Here is a 15,600-nt window from a genome sequence, read left to right as displayed (position 1 = left end):
TTGAAGACGGGGTGGGCATGATCATCGAACCGCGCGTGCGAGGTTTCATCTGCACGACCGCGCATCCTGTCGGCTGCGCGCAGAATGTCCGTGAGCAGATCGCTTATGTCCGCCGCCAGGGCCCCATATCGGATCGTCCCCAGCGCGTCGCTGTGCTTGGCTGCTCGACCGGATACGGTCTCGCGAGCCGCATCGTCGCGACCTTCGCGGGCGGGGCGGACACCATCGGCGTGTCGCTGGAGCGCGAGCCGACAGAAAAAAGGACGGCCAGCGCAGGCTGGTACAACAACCGTGCCTTCGAGATCGAAGCCAGGAAGATCGGACGATCTCCCCTCACTTTGGAGGGAGACGCGTTCTCCGACGAGCTGAAGGCAACGTTTATCGAGCGCGTGCGGGAAAAATTCGGTCAGCTGGACATGCTGGTCTACAGCATGGCCGCGCCAGTCCGGACAGATCCCGTGACGGGAACAACATATCGCTCTGTCATCAAGCCGCTGGGCGCGCCTGTTCAGATCAAGACCCTCGACACCGAAACCGGCGAAGTCTTCGAGACGACCCTTGAGCCGGCGAGCGAGGATCAAACGACGGCCACGGTCGCGGTGATGGGTGGCGAAGACTGGAAGCGCTGGATCGACCGGCTCGCGGATGCCGATGTCCTGGCCCCGGGCTTCCGGACACTCAACTACACCTATATCGGCAGCGAACTAACGTGGCCGATCTATTGGAATGGTACGCTGGGTCGCGCCAAGGTCGATCTTGATCACAAGGCGGAAGCGATCCGCGGGCGGTTGGGTACGGACGCCGCGCGCGTGGTGGCGCTGAAGGCCGTGGTCACGCAAGCGAGTTCAGCCATTCCGGTGGTGCCGCTCTACGGCACCGTGCTGTTCAAGGTGATGAAGCAGCTCGGGCTTCACGAAGGCTGCATCGAGCAGATCGATCGCTTGTTCCGGACACGCCTGGGCTCCGGGGAACTTGACGAGGCGCAGCGCGTCAGGGTCGACGACTGGGAGCTCTCGCCGGAAGTTCAGGACGAAGTGCGCCGGCGCTGGCCGCTGCTCTCTACCGAAACGCTCGGCGAACTGGCGGATCTCGCAGAATACAAGAGCCAATTCCTTCGCCTATTCGGATTCGGCATCGATGGTGTCGACTACGCGCAGGACGTCGACCCCCGCGTCGTGCCCGGTTAGCTCATCCCATCACGAGTTCAGCGGCGCGCTTAAACGCCGGTCGCGCCGTGCAGCGGTCGAGATAGCGATCGAATGACGGACGTGTCGGGATCATCTTGAACAGGCGGACCGAGAAATTCAGCCCCGACCCGATCACGATGTCGGCGGCCGAAAAATTCTCGCCGAGAATCCACGGTCCTTTCTGAAGTGCGGCATCGAGGACATCGAACACCCGCTGCGCATCGCCCCAGCCAGCGGAGACGGGATTCATCTCGATCTTGGTTGCGACCTGTACCATCGCCGGCTCGATGCAGCCCGGTCCGAAGAATAGCCAATAGTAATATTTCGCGCGCAGCGCATCGCCGACGGGCGGCGCCAGCTTCGCTTGCGGATAGCGCTCGGCTACATAGGCGCAGATCGCGGCCGCTTCGGCGAGCGTCGTTTCGCCCTCCTGAATGGCCGGCACCTTGCCCATCGGATTGATTGCGAGATATTCCGGCGTCTTCTGCGCGCCCTTGGTGATGTCGGTCAGCACCCGCTCATACGGTTGGCCTGCCTCTTCCATCAGCCAAAGAGCGGAAAACGAGCGCGAGCGCGGCGACCAATAAAGCTTCATCATAATGGCGGTTCCTTCAATGCCGTCGCTTTCCGAGCGGACGTGGTGAAAGTTTTTATCTATTGGGCGCTGCCAGTATCATTAAGATATGCAGGCAATTCTTTGTCCAGCTTTGCGGCGACCAGGGCGCGCGCGCCGTCGCGCAATCGGCTGTTGCCAGCTACTGCCTCGGACGTCGCTGGGACTTCGAAATCCCTGAGCGGCTCGAAGAACTCGCTCCTCCCCAGATTCGAAAGATGTGCAGCGAGCCTCGCCCCGAACCCGATCGGGTCTGCACGTTTGGCAAAGGACTTGCCGTCGTAAACGACGATGCCAATGAAGGAAAACAACTGAGCATTCCTGAAAGTCCCGGAAGCCCAGTTGGTCAGCAGGCCGATGCCGGTCGCCGTCTGATTTGTTCCGGAGACTTGCCCCGTGAAACGGGTGACAACGAGATAGCGCTCGCAATTCGCATTTCCGGCGACTCGCCTGACGACGTCGACCAGATCATGGCTGGCGTCGCGGAACAACTCTCTGGGAGGATGATAAAAGGGCTCAAATGCGTCTCTGGCGTATAGGATTCGCTTGACCGACTTACCGGGGGCAGCCGCGCGAGCACGCGCGACCACCAGATCGTCGAGCCCCCAGGATTCGATCGGTACCTCGGTCAGTTCATTGCCGAACACCGTGAGCCCAATGTGCTCCATCACAAACGTGTCGCCGATCGCTGGAATGACCCCGATCTGGCACGGGCCGTTCTCGGTCGTGACCGTGGCCTGCGTTGCAGTCGCTTTGACTTTCGCCGCACGCTTCTTGACTGCGGACTTGGCAGGCGAGGGGGTGGAATGCGTGGCTGTTACCGGAGGAGACTGGCTCCAGCCAGGAGATGTGAGGAATGCGGCGAAAAGGACGGCGCCGGTGAGTGAACGTAGCATGAGATGAAAATGGCCAGCGGGATGAAAGTTGAGGAGCAGGACACCGAAAACTAGAACGTGCAGGGGTCGTCTGGCAAGGAGAGCGACGTTCAAGGTCGCCCACTCCCATCAATCATATTTCGTCGTCTCTTCGATCTCGGGGGCTTATGCGCAGCCCGGCATGACCGCGATGGTCAGCCGGTCAGACGGCGCAAGGCAGGCGCGATCGGCTGGCGCGGGCGCTCCTTGCCGGCCGACAGGCATACGACGTCGGAGATTTGCGCAAGTTGGCGCGCGAGCGGGCTGGTCTTGCGCCAGACCATGCCGATGGTACGTGACGGCTGCGGATTCTTGAAGCGCGCAACCGACACTGAAGCCGAGCGCGTCTCGACGGCGACAGCCATTTCCGGAATCAACGTCACGCCGATTCCGGCGCCGACCATCTGGACCAGCGTCGACAGCGAACTTGCGTCCAGCATTTCGCGTGGCGGCGAAGTGTGCATGTTGCAAAACGACAGGGCCTGGTCGCGGAAACAATGTCCCTCTTCGAGAAGCAGAAGCTTCATTTCGCGCAAACTCTCCCGGCTCGGTACCGGCGTTCCCGCCTGCTCTCCCGGCCTCACGAGCAGGAAATTTTCCTTGAACAACGCGATCTCGGTCAGCGAGGGTTCGGAGACCGGCAAAGCCACGATCGCGGTATCAAGCCGGCCTTCGGCGACTTCCTTGATCAGCCTCGGCGTCAGCGTCTCGCGCACATGGATATCCAGTTCCGGATGCAGCCGCGCCAGATTCTCGATCACCTTGGGCAACAAATATGGTGCGATGGTCGGAATCATGCCGACGCGCAGGCGTCCGGCCAGCCGGTCGCGCGAAGCGCGGGCAAAATCGCCGAGTTCATCGACCGAACGCAGGATGTCGCGGACGCGTTGCAGCAGCTCCTCGCCGAATTTGGTCAACCGCAGCTGGCGTGCGCTGCGTTCGAGCAGTACCCCGCCCAGCGCTTCCTCCATTTCCTTGATTTGCATCGAGAGCGCCGGCTGCGAAATCGAGCAGGCCTCGGCAGCGCGTCCGAAATGGCCGTGCCGTGCCAGCGCATCGAAATAGCGCAGTTGCCGCAGGGAGACGTTTATCATGAGACGCGAGCCATCAGAATATCCTATCGCTATTATCATTAAACCCTATTTTACCTGATGGAAAGGGCTGCGTAGATTGGCGCCGGCTGGCCTTAAGGGCGAACTCCCGAACCACAAGAGGAGACGATCATGGACGACAAAACGAAGTGCCCGTTTACGGGCGGTACACACGGCTTCACCAATCGCGACTGGTGGCCGGATATGCTCGACATTTCCGTTCTCCATCGCAATTCGACGCTGTCCGATCCGATGGGCAAGGCATTCGACTATGCCAAGGAGTTCAAGACCCTGGACCTGAATGCCGTCATCAAGGACCTGAACGCCTTGATGACGGCCTCGCAGGAGTGGTGGCCCGCCGACTTCGGTCACTATGGCGGCTTGATGATCCGCATGGCTTGGCACTCCGCCGGCACGTACCGCATCACCGACGGCCGGGGGGGCGCCGGCGCGGGTCAGCAGCGCTTTGCGCCGCTCAACAGCTGGCCGGACAACGCCAACCTCGACAAAGCGCGCCGGCTGCTCTGGCCGATCAAGCAGAAGTACGGCCGCAAGATATCATGGGCCGACCTGATGGTTCTCGCCGGCAACGTCGCGCTGGAATCGATGGGTTTCAGGACGTTCGGATTTGCCGGCGGTCGCGCCGACGTCTGGGAGCCGGAGGAATTGTACTGGGGGCCCGAAGGCACCTGGCTGGGCGACGAACGCTACTCTGGTGAACGGCAACTTGCCGAACCACTTGGTGCCGTGCAGATGGGCCTCATCTACGTCAATCCGGAAGGGCCGAACGGCAACCCGGACCCGGTTGCCGCCGCCAAGGACATCCGCGAAACCTTCTTCCGCATGGCAATGAATGACGAAGAGACCGTCGCGTTGATTGCCGGCGGACACTCGTTCGGCAAGACGCATGGTGCGGGCGATCCCTCCCTGGTGGGAGCGGCGCCGGAAGGCGGCGCGATCGAGGATCAGGGCCTGGGGTGGAAGAGCAAGCACGGCACCGGCATCGGCGCCGACGCCATCACCGGCGGCCCCGAAGTCACCTGGACACAGACGCCGACCAAGTGGAGCAATCTCTTCTTCAAGAACCTGTTCGAGAACGAATGGGAGCTGACGACGAGCCCGGCCGGCGCGAAGCAGTGGAAGGCGAAGGGCGCGGAGGCTTCAATCCCGGACGCCTTCGACAAATCGAAGAAGCATGTCCCGACGATGCTGACCACCGACCTGTCGCTGCGCTTCGATCCGGCCTATGAGAAGATCTCGCGCCGGTTCTACGAGCATCCGGATCAGTTCGCCGACGCCTTTGCACGGGCCTGGTTCAAGCTCACGCACCGCGATATGGGCCCAGTCGCGCGTTACCTTGGCCCGCTGGTGCCGAAGGAAACGCTGATCTGGCAGGATCCGATCCCACCTGCCGACCATCCGCCGATCAGCGAGGCCGATGTCGTGGCGCTGAAGGCGAAGATTCTCGCCTCCGGCCTCACCGTGTCGCAGCTCGTTTCGACCGCTTGGGCGTCGGCCTCGACCTTCCGCGGCTCGGACAAGCGTGGCGGCGCGAATGGTGCGCGCATTCGCCTGGCGCCCCAGAAGGACTGGGAGGTCAACGAGCCGGCGGAGCTCAAGACCGTTCTCGGCAAACTCGAAGCAATCCAGAAGGAGTTCGGCAAGAAGGTTTCGCTTGCCGACCTGATCGTACTCGGTGGCTCCGCCGCGGTCGAAAAGGCCGCCAAGGACGCCGGCGTCGACGTGAAGGTGCCGTTCACGCCGGGCCGCACGGATGCCTCGCAGGATCAGACTGATGTCGAATCCTTCGCACCGCTCGAGCCCCGCGCCGACGCCTTCCGCAATTATATCGGCAAGAAGCAGCAGTTCATGGGGCCCGCCGAGGCGATGGTGGACCGTGCGCAACTGCTCGGGCTGACGGGACCCGAGATGACGGTCCTCATCGGCGGACTGCGCGTGCTCGGCGCCAATTACGGCAAGTCAAAGCATGGCGTCTTCACCCAGAAGCCGGGCACGCTTTCCAACGATTTCTTCGTCAAACTGCTTGACATGGGCACGGTCTGGCAGCCTGCGGCCGACGGTACTTATGAAGGCCGCGACCGCAAGACAAAGGCTCCGAAGTGGACGGGAACGCACGTCGATCTGATCTTCGGGTCGCACTCACAGCTGCGGGCGTTCGCCGAAGTCTATGCCTGCGCCGACTCGAAGGAGAAATTCGTCAAGGATTTCGTCGCCGCGTGGGTGAAGGTAATGAACGCCGACCGGTTCGACCTGGCGGCGTAACGCGGAGCAGGCAACCAAAACAAAAGGGCGGCTGAAAAGCCGCCCTTTTTCAGTTCCATTTGTTGCGAGCTTACTCGCCGGCAACAGCAGCCGGGGCGGCCTCGGTCTTCTCCGCCTTCTGCTTGGCTTCGAGGTCTTCGCCGGTCGTCTGGTCGACCGCCTTCATCGACAGCCGCGTCTTGCCGCGGTCGTCGAAGCCGAGCAGCTTGACCTTGACCTTGTCGCCTTCCTTGACGACGTCGGAGGTCTTCTGCACCCGGTTGGGGGCGAGCTGGCTGATGTGAACGAGGCCATCCTTGGCGCCGAAGAAGTTCACGAACGCGCCGAACTCCATCACCTTGACCACGGTGCCGTCATAGATCTGGCCGATCTCCGGATCGGAAGCGATCGACTTGATCCACTTGATTGCGGCCTTCATCGCTTCGCCGTCATTGGAGGCGACCTTCACGGTGCCGTCGTCTTCGATATTGACCTTGGCGCCGGTCTTCTCGACGATTTCGCGGATCACCTTGCCGCCGGTGCCGATCACTTCGCGGATCTTGTCGGTGGCGATCTTGAAGGTCTCGATACGCGGCGCGTACTCTCCGAGCTCGGCGCGGGCGGCCGTCAGCGCCTTGGCCATCTCACCCAGGATGTGGATGCGGCCTTCCTTGGCCTGGCCGAGCGCGACCCGCATGATCTCCTCGGTGATGCCCTCGATCTTGATGTCCATCTGGAGCGAGGTGATGCCCTGATCGGTGCCGGCGACCTTGAAGTCCATGTCGCCGAGATGATCCTCGTCGCCGAGGATGTCCGAGAGCACCGCATAACGCTTGTCTTCGAGGATGAGACCCATCGCGATGCCCGCGGTCGGCCGCTTCAACGGCACGCCGGCATCCATCAGCGCAAGCGAAGCGCCGCAGACCGAAGCCATCGAGGACGAACCGTTCGACTCGGTGATCTCGGAGACCACGCGCACCGTGTAGGGGAATTCGTGGTGCGGCGGCAGCACGGGGTGGATTGCGCGCCAGGCAAGCTTGCCGTGGCCGATCTCGCGCCGCTTGGTGCCGCCGAGGCGGCCGGTCTCGCCGACCGAGTAGGGCGGGAAGTTATAGTGCAGCAGGAACGTCTCCTTGTACGTCCCCGACAGCGCGTCGATGTACTGCTCATCCTCGCCTGTGCCGAGCGTGGTCACGACCATCGCCTGGGTTTCGCCGCGGGTGAACAACGCCGAGCCGTGGGCGCGCGGCAGCACGCCGACCTCGGCGATGATGTTACGGACGGTCTTGACGTCGCGGCCGTCGATGCGCTTGCCGGTGTCGAGGATGTTCCAGCGGACGATCTTCGCTTCCAGCTCCTTGAACACGTCGGCGACGCGCAGCTTGTCGTACTTCGGCTCCTGCCCTTCGGGGAAGAAGTGCGCCATCACCTTTTCCTTGGCGACGCCGACCGCAGCGTAGCGGTCCTGCTTGACCGGAATGGCGTAAGCCGCACGCAGATCCTGCTCGATCAGCCCGAGCATTTCCTTCTCGATCGCCGAATTGTCGATCGGCGTGACTTCGAGAGGTTCCTTTGCCGCCTTTTCGGCGAGCTCGATGATCGCGCTGATCACCGGCTGGAAGTGACGGTGGCCGAACATCACGGCGCCCAGCATCACGTCCTCATTGAGCTCCTTGGCTTCCGATTCCACCATCAGCACGGCATCCGCCGTGCCGGCGACGACGAGATCGAGCTGGGTCTCGGTCATCTCGTCGAGGGTCGGATTGAGGATAAATTCGTCGTTGGCGAAGCCGACGCGGGCCGCGCCGATCGGTCCCTTGAACGGCACGCCCGACAGCGTCAGCGCGGCGGAAGCCGCGACCATCGCGAGCACGTCAGGATCGTTCTCCATGTCATGCGACAGGGTGGTGATGATCACCTGGGTTTCGTTGCGCCAGCCGTCGACGAACAGCGGGCGGATCGGGCGGTCGATCAGACGGGAGACCAGCGTCTCCTTTTCCGTGGGACGGCCCTCGCGCTTGAAATAGCCGCCCGGGATGCGGCCTGCGGCGTAAGCCTTTTCCTGATAGTCAACGGTCAGCGGCAGGAAGTCGACGCCCTCACGCGGCGCTTTCGCTGCAACCACCGTGGCTAGCACGATGGTCTCGCCGTAAGTTGCAACAACAGCGCCGCCGGCCTGGCGTGCGATCTTTCCGGTTTCAAGTTTGAGCGGACGCCCGCCCCAGTCGATCTCGACTGAATGGATATTGAACATCGAAGTCTTCTTTCATCTGTTTAGGAAAGAAGAGGCGCCACAAAAACGAAAAACCATGCGCAAGATGGCGAGACGCTGAGCGCGACGGGGCATCAGCATCCGGCGATCCTGCCATGGTTTCTGGTTTTAGGATGGCGTCCATCCTTTCGCTTAAGTCCCGGGCACCTTGCCCGGCACGCCCATCAGCCGGATTGCTGCTGGACGTCTTATGAGGGCACGAACGCTTCCTGCCCTTGCGCATGACCGATTCCGAAGGCCGAACCTGAGGACTGTCGGACGATCATGCAAAAACGCGCGCCAGGCGACGCGCGTACTTCACTAAAAGCTCAACGCCGAATGTTGTGCTTTTCAATCAGCGCGAGATAGCGCGCCTCGTCCTTGCGCTTCAAATAGTCGAGAAGCGAACGGCGCGTGGCGACCATTTTCAACAAACCGCGGCGTGAATGGTTGTCCTTCACGTGGCTCTTGAAATGATCGGTGAGGTTGTTGATGCGTTCCGACAGAATCGCAACCTGCACCTCGGGTGAGCCGGTGTCGCCGGCCTTGTTGGCATTGTTCTTGATGACTTCCGCTTTGCGTTCGGCGGTAATCGACATCGTCAGCTACTTTCGTTGTTGCGAGCCGGACTGGCAGTCAGTCCGTTCAGGTTGAACACGCGCTTGGGGATGAGTTCGCCATTGCCAATTTCGGCAAGCGCCAGAAGACGGCCTGCCACCGTGACATAGACTGTGCCGCTACAATTGGGCGCATCCCGTCCGCGCAACAAAACGGCCTGGCCCCTGTGGAGCCTTGCCGCATCCGCCCGAGTGACGGCCAGTGCCGGGATGTCGTCCAGCGCGGTCTCAACGGGCAAAAGCGCCTCGGCGAGGCTAGCCTCACCGGACGCGGCTCTATGGCACAAAGCCTCCAATTGTTCCAGAGGAATCATGTCGTTCTCGACGAACGGGCCGACCAGCGTCCGCCGGAGCCCGCTGATATGGCCAAAACAGCCGAGAATTCGCCCGATATCGCGGGCCAGTGCCCTCACATAGGTACCTTTGCCGCACTCGGCCTCGAATACCGAATGGCTGCTATCGGGCTGCTCTACAAGGGTTAATTGGTGAATCTCGACCGGGCGCGGCTTCAATTCGACCGCTTCCCCGTCCCGCGCCAGGTCATAAGCCCGTTCGCCTTGGACCTTGATGGCCGAATATTGCGGCGGGATCTGCTCGATCAGGCCGGTGAACTGCGGGAGCAACGCCTCGATCGCCTCAACCGAGGGTCTGAATTCGCTGGTCCGGATAATGCGGCCTTCGGTGTCATCGGTATCGCGTTCCTCGCCCCACGTGACGGTGAAGCGATAGCGCTTGCGGCCGTCCATCACGAACGGCACGGTCTTGGTTGCCTCGCCGAGGGCGATCGGCAAACCGCCGGAGGCCAGCGGATCGAGGGTACCGGCGTGGCCCGCCCGCTTGGCGGAGAACAGCCGTTTGACCACGGCGACCGCGTGGGTGGACGTCATGCCGATCGGCTTGTCGAGCACGACCCAGCCGTGGACGTCGCGCTTGTCGCGGCGCGGCTGGTTTTGCCTCGATTGTTTCTGACGAGGGTCGTTATTGACGTGCCGCGCCTCATCGCGGGAACCTGAAAAAATATTTTTTTCCGCGGCGGCGGAATCGGCATTTTCCGATTCGATCGAGTGGTTGGCCGTCGTCACAGTCATCATTCGTCATCCGAATCGGGTGCGAGATCGCGCTGCACCGCAGGTGTTCGCAGTAATTTCTCGATACGTTCCGCTTCGTCGAATCGGTCGTCGATGCGGAATCGAATCTCAGGTGCAAATTTCAGGTTAACGCGGTGAGCCACTTCGCCGCGCAGGAAGCGCTTGTTGCGATTGAGGGCCGCTATAACGACATCGGCGTCGTGGCCGCCAAGCGGCATCACATAAATGGTCGCCAGCTTGAGATCCGGAGACATCTTCACTTCCGGAACCGTGATGATGTGGCCTTCGAGATCCGGGTCGTGGACGTTGCCATGCGCCAGAATCTCGGCGAGCGCATGGCGTACCGTCTCGCCAACGCGCAATTGGCGCTGCGAACCGCCGCCGGCGGAGTTCTTGTGATGATGGCGGGGCATTGGATCCTAACGGAACGTCGTCATGGCCGGGCTTGTCCCGGCCATCCACGTCTGCCTTGCTGCTGAATTCCTTGCGACGTGGCTGCCCGGCATAAAGCCGGGCGTGACGTCAGATTATTTCAACCTTCCTTGTAACGTAGCCGTAAGGATCAGACTTACAGGCTGCGCTGGATCGTTTCGACACGATAGCACTCGATGACGTCGCCGACCCGCATGTCGCCGTAGTTCTCGAACGCCATGCCGCATTCCTGACCCGACTGCACTTCCTTCACTTCGTCCTTGAAGCGCTTCAGCGTCGACAGCTTGCCTTCATGCACGACGACGTTGTCACGAATCAGGCGGACATTTGCGCCGCGTTCCACGGTGCCGTCGGTGACGCGACAGCCCGCAACCTTGCCGACCTTGGAGATGTTGAACACTTCCAGGATCTGGGCATTGCCGAGCATGGTTTCGCGCAGCGTCGGTGCGAGCAGACCGCTCATCGCCTTCTTCACGTCATCCACGAGGTCGTAGATGATGTTGTAGTAGCGAATCTCGATGCCGTTGCGCTTGGCGGCGGCCGCCGCCTCCTTGTTGGCGCGGACGGAGAAGCCGATGATCGCGGCGTTGAAGCCTTCCGCCAGCGTCACGTCGGATTCCGAGATGCCGCCGACGCCGGCATGCAGGATGCGAGCGGCGACTTCGTCGGTGCCGAGCTTCTCCAGTGAGCCGAGGATCGCTTCCAGCGAGCCCTGAACGTCGGCCTTGACGACCAGCGGGAATTCCTTGCGGCCGGATGTCTTCAGCTGCGACATCATCTGTTCGAGCGAACCGCGCATGCCTGAAACCGAGGCCGCGGCGTTCTCCCGCTTCTGGTGGGCGCGATAGCTCGTGATCTGGCGGGCTCTCGCTTCGTTCTCCACAACGGCGAGACGGTCGCCAGCCTCCGGCGGGCCATTAAAGCCGAGCACCTCGACAGGAACCGACGGCCCGGCTTCCTCGACGGTGTCGCCCTGATCGGAAATCAGCGCGCGTACGCGGCCCATTTCGGCGCCGGCCACGATGATATCGCCGACGCGCAGGGTGCCGCGCTGTACCAGCACGGTCGCGACCGGGCCGCGGCCGCGGTCGAGCTTGGCTTCGATCACGGTACCCTCCGCCGGCCGCGCAGAATTGGTCTTGAGGTCGAGGATCTCCGCCTGCAAGGCGATCATCTCGAGCAGCCGGTCGAGATTGGTCTTGTTCTTGGCCGAGACCTCGACGTCGACGACATCGCCGCCGAGCGATTCGACCTGAACCTCGTGCTGCAACAGTTCGGTGCGCACGCGCTCGGGTCTGGCGTCCGGCTTGTCGATCTTATTGATGGCGACGATCATCGGCACCTTCGCCGCCTTGGCGTGATTGATCGCTTCCACCGTCTGCGGCATCACGCCGTCATCGGCAGCGACCACCAGCACGACGATGTCGGTCACCTTCGCGCCGCGGGCGCGCATCGCGGTGAACGCGGCGTGGCCGGGCGTATCGATGAAGGTGATCTTCTTGCCGCTTTCCGGAGAGGTCACCTGATAGGCGCCGATATGCTGGGTAATGCCGCCCGCTTCGCCGGACACGACATTGGCGTGGCGCAGCGCGTCGAGAAGCGAAGTCTTGCCGTGGTCGACATGGCCCATCACGGTGACGACAGGCGAGCGCGGTTCGGTATCGGTGGAATCGTCGACGACGTCGAACAGGCCTTCCTCGACATCGGAAGCTGCGACGCGCTTGACGGTGTGGCCCAATTCCTCCGCGATCAGCTGTGCGGTATCGGCGTCGATCACGTCCGTGATCTTGTGCATCGCGCCCTGCTTCATCAGCAGGCGGATGACGTCAACGGCCCGCTCCGACATGCGGTTAGCGAGTTCCTGGATGGTAATGGCTTCCGGGATCGTCACCTCGCGAACAAGCTTTTCTTTCGGCTCGGCTGTTTGGTGGCCTTTGAGACGCTGCGTGCGGCGGCGGAACGAGGCGATCGAGCGCTCGCGTACGTCGTCGGCGTTAAGGGCGGTGACCAGGGTCAGCCGGCCGCGCTGCTTGGGCGGAGCGGCCTTGTTGGCTTTCGGAGCTGGTGCGGGACGGCCGGCACCAGGGCCGCGCCTGATCTGGCGCGGGCCTTCATCCTCGTCGGAAGCATCGGCGGCAATGCCGGGCGCACGGGCCACCGGAATTGCCGGGCGGGCGGCGGGTGACGTGCTGCGGGCGCCCGGCGCTGCCGGACGGGCCGGTGCCGCCGCAGCAGGGCGGGCTTCGGCTTCGCCGAAACGCTTCTTGGCTTCGAGTTCGGCCTTGCGCTTGGACTCTTCGTCCTGGCGATGACGCTCTTCCTCGGCCTTGCGCCGAGCTTCGGCCGCTTCGCGCTCGGCCCGTTCGATGCTCTCCCGGCTGGCGCGTCGCTGGGCCTCTTCTTCGGCAATCCGCCGTTCCTCGACGTCGCGCAGCCTGGCGTCCGCCAACGCGCTCGCGCGCGCGGAGCGTTCGTCCTCGGTGAGGGTGCGCAGCACCACCCCCGAGTTGCCGCGCGCTGCGGCGGGCGGCGGAGCGGAACGGGCGGTCGGCGCCGGGGTCGCAGCCTTGGCAGCAACCGGTTCGGTCGCATGCGTTTCGGCGGCGGGGGCTTCACCCCCGACGCGGCGCTTGCCGCGCTTTTCCACCACGACCTGTTTGGTGCGGCCGTGGCTGAAGCTCTGGCGCACGGTTCCGGTCTCGACCCGCGGTTTGAGCGTCAGGGTCTTGGTCGGCACACTGAGCGTCTTGTCGCCAGGCGTTTTGGTATCAACCATTCAGCAGTCCTAATCCTGTCTAGTCGTGCGTCGTCTGCACGGTCTTGATGGGCGAATTCTTGGCCGCGGATCTGTCGTCGTCCGCCATCCGGTATCGGACCAGCAACTGGCTACGTGACAGGAACGTGTCGCTCGCCGGGCCTGCGAGCAGGGCAGCATGTATCACATTTGACCGCCCTAGTGCCAAATCCAATTGCTCGGAAGTGAGCACATTAACTATGAGAATTTCGGCCTGACTGCCGTCACCCATGCGGTTTTGTCGGACGAGGGCGTCCAATTTGCGGACTCCGTCCGTGGCCCCGTCGCTGGCGTGGACCAAGGCCCGGACCGGGTTCTGACGTTGCCGATCGAGTGCCTCGGCGACCTTCGCGAAACCGGAAACGACCTGTCCCGCCTTGGCTGCCATAGCGAGAGCCTCGACGGCAGACCGCGCCAGCAGCCGCTCGGTATCGTCAGCAAGCGTCGCCGCCACACGGACTTGGCGCTTGAATCCTCTCGTAAAATGGTGACGCCGCACCGCTTCTGCAACGGCTGAGCGGGACGCGGAAACCCACAGGCCGCGCCCCGGAAGCCTGCGCTTGAGATCGGGGATCACCTCGCCGGACGGGGCGACCACAAAACGGATCAGTTCATCGATCGGCCGCACATCCCGGCTGACCGCGCACATCCGCAAGGTCGCGGACTTGTGAGTCCGCGGTCCATGGTCGAGTTCCGGATCGATGGCGGCGAGCATGCGGGCGACATGGCTCCCAACGTCAGGCCGGCTGAGCTTCGGAGGCGGTTGCCTCCTCGGTCTTCTTCTCCAGGTCGGCCTCGCTAATCCAGCCGGCGAGCACGCGCGCCTGCATGATCAGGTGCTCGGCGTCATCGCGGGAAATCTCGATGCCGTCGAGGGCGCCAGGATGCTTGACCGGCTCGGCGCCTTCCTTGCGCTCGGTCCAGCCGACGAGGTCGTCGGTCGCGCAGCCCGCGAGGTCCTCGACGCTCTTGATGTCGTTTTCGCCGAATTTCACCAGCATCTTCGAGGTGACGCCCGGCACCTTCTTCAGATCGTCGGAAACGCCAAGCTCCTTCCGCTTGTTTTCGAGTTCGCTCTCGAGCCGCTCCAGATATTCCTTGGCGCGGTTCTGCAACTCGTTGGCGGTTTCGTCGTCAAAGCCCTCGATACCGGCCAGCTCCCGGACGTCGACCATCGCCAGTTCCTCAACCGAGGTGAAGCCTTCGGAGGCGAGCAGCTGGCCGACCACTTCGTCGACATTGAGCGCTTCCATGAAGACGCGGGTGGAGTTTTCGAAATCAGCCTGACGGCGCTCCGATTCCTCCTGCTCGGTCAGGATGTCGATGTCCCAGCCCGTCAATTGCGAGGCCAGCCGCACGTTCTGGCCACGGCGGCCAATGGCGAGCGACAACTGGTTGTTGGTATCGGGCACCACGACCTCGATGCGCTCGCGGTCTTCGTCGATCACGACCTTGGAGACTTCGGCCGGCGCCAGCGCGTTGACCACGAAGGTCGCGATATCCGGCGACCAGGGGATGATGTCGATCTTCTCGCCCTGCAGCTCGTTGACGACCGCCTGCACGCGCGAGCCGCGCATGCCGACGCAGGCGCCGACCGGATCGACCGACGAATCCCGCGAGATCACGCCGATTTTCGCGCGCGAGCCGGGGTCACGGGCAACTGCCTTGATCTCGACGATGCCGTCATAGATTTCCGGCACTTCCTGCGCGAACAGCTTGGCCATAAACTGCGGATGGGTCCGGGACAGGAAGATTTGCGGCCCGCGGGTTTCGCGCCGCACGTCGAAGATATAGGCGCGGACGCGGTCGCCGTTGCGGAACACCTCGCGCGGCAGCATTTCGTCCCGCCGGATGATGGCCTCGCCCCGGCCGAGATCGACGATCACGCTGCCATATTCGACACGCTTGACGATGCCGTTGACGATATCGCCGATGCGGTCCTTGAATTCCTGATATTGCCGGTCGCGCTCGGCCTCGCGCACCTTCTGCACAATTACCTGCTTGGCCGATTGGGCGGCGATACGGCCGTATTCCAGGGGCGGCAGCGTGTCGGCGATGGTGTCGCCGATCTGCGCGCCGGGATTGGCGCGGCGCGCGTCTTCCAGCGAGATCTGGTTGGCGGAGTTTTCAACATGCTCGACCACCAGCATGTGGCGGGACAGCCGCAGTTCGCCCTTCTTGGCGTCGATCTCGGCGTGGACGTCGGTCTCGCTGCCGTAGCGGGCGCGGGCTGCTTTCGCGATGGCGTCTTCCATTGCCGCGATCACGATGCCGCGATCGATCGATTTCTCGCGCGCAACTGCATCGGCGATTTGCAGCAGTTCAAGCTTGTTGGCGCTGACGGCCATGGC

12 protein-coding genes are annotated in these 15,600 nt (G+C 62.9%); 2 read left to right on the top strand and 10 right to left on the bottom strand.

Going from position 1 to position 15,600, the window contains the following annotated elements; all coding sequences use genetic code 11:
* Positions 1 to 17: 17 nt before the first annotated feature.
* Positions 18 to 1,187, top strand: a complete 1,170-nt coding sequence (fabV, locus tag NEZ08_RS24770) for an enoyl-ACP reductase FabV (protein ID WP_298113122.1) — start codon at positions 18 to 20, stop codon at positions 1,185 to 1,187.
* A 1-nt stretch (position 1,188) separates the two neighbouring features.
* Here fabV and NEZ08_RS24765 read toward each other — a convergent pair whose 3' ends face one another.
* From NEZ08_RS24765 to NEZ08_RS24755, 3 genes are all read right to left on the bottom strand, one after another.
* Positions 1,189 to 1,785, bottom strand: a complete 597-nt coding sequence (locus tag NEZ08_RS24765; RefSeq protein ID WP_298113119.1) for a glutathione S-transferase family protein — start codon at positions 1,783 to 1,785, stop codon at positions 1,189 to 1,191.
* Positions 1,786 to 1,841: 56 nt separating this feature from the next.
* Positions 1,842 to 2,789 carry a hypothetical protein gene (locus NEZ08_RS24760; RefSeq protein ID WP_298113116.1) on the bottom strand — a complete coding sequence of 316 codons (948 nt, stop codon included), beginning with the start codon at positions 2,787 to 2,789 and terminating at the stop codon, positions 1,842 to 1,844.
* Positions 2,790 to 2,869: 80 nt separating this feature from the next.
* Entirely contained in the window at positions 2,870 to 3,808 is a 939-nt protein-coding gene (locus tag NEZ08_RS24755; protein WP_298113113.1) for a hydrogen peroxide-inducible genes activator, read from the bottom strand.
* A 129-nt stretch (positions 3,809 to 3,937) separates the two neighbouring features.
* Between NEZ08_RS24755 and katG the strand changes: the two genes are divergently transcribed.
* Positions 3,938 to 6,088 (top strand): catalase/peroxidase HPI, encoded by a 2,151-nt coding sequence (katG, locus tag NEZ08_RS24750; RefSeq protein WP_298113110.1) that lies wholly within the window; start codon positions 3,938 to 3,940, stop codon positions 6,086 to 6,088.
* A 70-nt stretch (positions 6,089 to 6,158) separates the two neighbouring features.
* On the opposite strand, the gene pnp is transcribed toward katG, so the two are convergent.
* The 7 genes from pnp to nusA form a co-directional block, all read right to left on the bottom strand.
* Positions 6,159 to 8,321: a polyribonucleotide nucleotidyltransferase gene (pnp, locus tag NEZ08_RS24745; protein ID WP_298113107.1), complete on the bottom strand. Its 2,163-nt coding sequence runs from the start codon at positions 8,319 to 8,321 to the stop codon at positions 6,159 to 6,161.
* Between the two features lie 326 nt (positions 8,322 to 8,647).
* Entirely contained in the window at positions 8,648 to 8,917 is a 270-nt protein-coding gene (gene rpsO, locus NEZ08_RS24740; RefSeq protein WP_298113103.1) for a 30S ribosomal protein S15, read from the bottom strand.
* A 2-nt stretch (positions 8,918 to 8,919) separates the two neighbouring features.
* Positions 8,920 to 10,023 carry a tRNA pseudouridine(55) synthase TruB gene (gene truB, locus NEZ08_RS24735; RefSeq protein ID WP_298113192.1) on the bottom strand — a complete coding sequence of 368 codons (1,104 nt, stop codon included), beginning with the start codon at positions 10,021 to 10,023 and terminating at the stop codon, positions 8,920 to 8,922.
* Positions 10,023 to 10,436 (bottom strand): 30S ribosome-binding factor RbfA, encoded by a 414-nt coding sequence (rbfA, locus tag NEZ08_RS24730; protein ID WP_298113100.1) that lies wholly within the window; start codon positions 10,434 to 10,436, stop codon positions 10,023 to 10,025. The genes truB and rbfA overlap by 1 nt, the downstream gene beginning before the upstream one ends.
* A gap of 155 nt (positions 10,437 to 10,591) precedes the next feature.
* A complete protein-coding gene (gene infB, locus NEZ08_RS24725; RefSeq protein WP_298113098.1) occupies positions 10,592 to 13,231 on the bottom strand; it encodes a translation initiation factor IF-2 in 2,640 nt (879 codons plus the stop codon).
* A gap of 19 nt (positions 13,232 to 13,250) precedes the next feature.
* Entirely contained in the window at positions 13,251 to 13,964 is a 714-nt protein-coding gene (locus NEZ08_RS24720; protein ID WP_298113094.1) for an RNA-binding protein, read from the bottom strand.
* Positions 13,965 to 13,986: 22 nt separating this feature from the next.
* A complete protein-coding gene (gene nusA, locus NEZ08_RS24715) occupies positions 13,987 to 15,597 on the bottom strand; it encodes a transcription termination factor NusA (RefSeq protein WP_298113091.1) in 1,611 nt (536 codons plus the stop codon).
* Positions 15,598 to 15,600: the final 3 nt, after the last annotated feature.

The sequence above is a fragment of the Bradyrhizobium sp. genome (assembly GCF_027451485.1).
In the GTDB taxonomy this organism is placed as follows: Bacteria; Pseudomonadota; Alphaproteobacteria; order Rhizobiales; family Xanthobacteraceae; genus Bradyrhizobium.
This window is presented reverse-complemented; position numbering and strand designations above follow the sequence as displayed.

Bases quoted from the DNA above. Each gene is read 5' to 3' on its own strand.
- NEZ08_RS24755 (WP_298113113.1), bottom strand. From the start codon at position 3,808: ATGATAAACGTCTCCCTGCGGCAACTGCGCTATTTCGATGCGCTGGCA.
- rbfA (WP_298113100.1), bottom strand. From the start codon at position 10,436: ATGCCCCGCCATCATCACAAGAACTCCGCCGGCGGCGGTTCGCAGCGC.
- katG (WP_298113110.1), top strand. From the start codon at position 3,938: ATGGACGACAAAACGAAGTGCCCGTTTACGGGCGGTACACACGGCTTC.
- infB (WP_298113098.1), bottom strand. From the start codon at position 13,231: ATGGTTGATACCAAAACGCCTGGCGACAAGACGCTCAGTGTGCCGACC.
- nusA (WP_298113091.1), bottom strand. From the start codon at position 15,597: ATGGCCGTCAGCGCCAACAAGCTTGAACTGCTGCAAATCGCCGATGCA.
- truB (WP_298113192.1), bottom strand. From the start codon at position 10,023: ATGACTGTGACGACGGCCAACCACTCGATCGAATCGGAAAATGCCGAT.
- NEZ08_RS24720 (WP_298113094.1), bottom strand. From the start codon at position 13,964: ATGCTCGCCGCCATCGATCCGGAACTCGACCATGGACCGCGGACTCAC.
- NEZ08_RS24765 (WP_298113119.1), bottom strand. From the start codon at position 1,785: ATGATGAAGCTTTATTGGTCGCCGCGCTCGCGCTCGTTTTCCGCTCTT.
- rpsO (WP_298113103.1), bottom strand. From the start codon at position 8,917: ATGTCGATTACCGCCGAACGCAAAGCGGAAGTCATCAAGAACAATGCC.
- fabV (WP_298113122.1), top strand. From the start codon at position 18: ATGATCATCGAACCGCGCGTGCGAGGTTTCATCTGCACGACCGCGCAT.
- pnp (WP_298113107.1), bottom strand. From the start codon at position 8,321: ATGTTCAATATCCATTCAGTCGAGATCGACTGGGGCGGGCGTCCGCTC.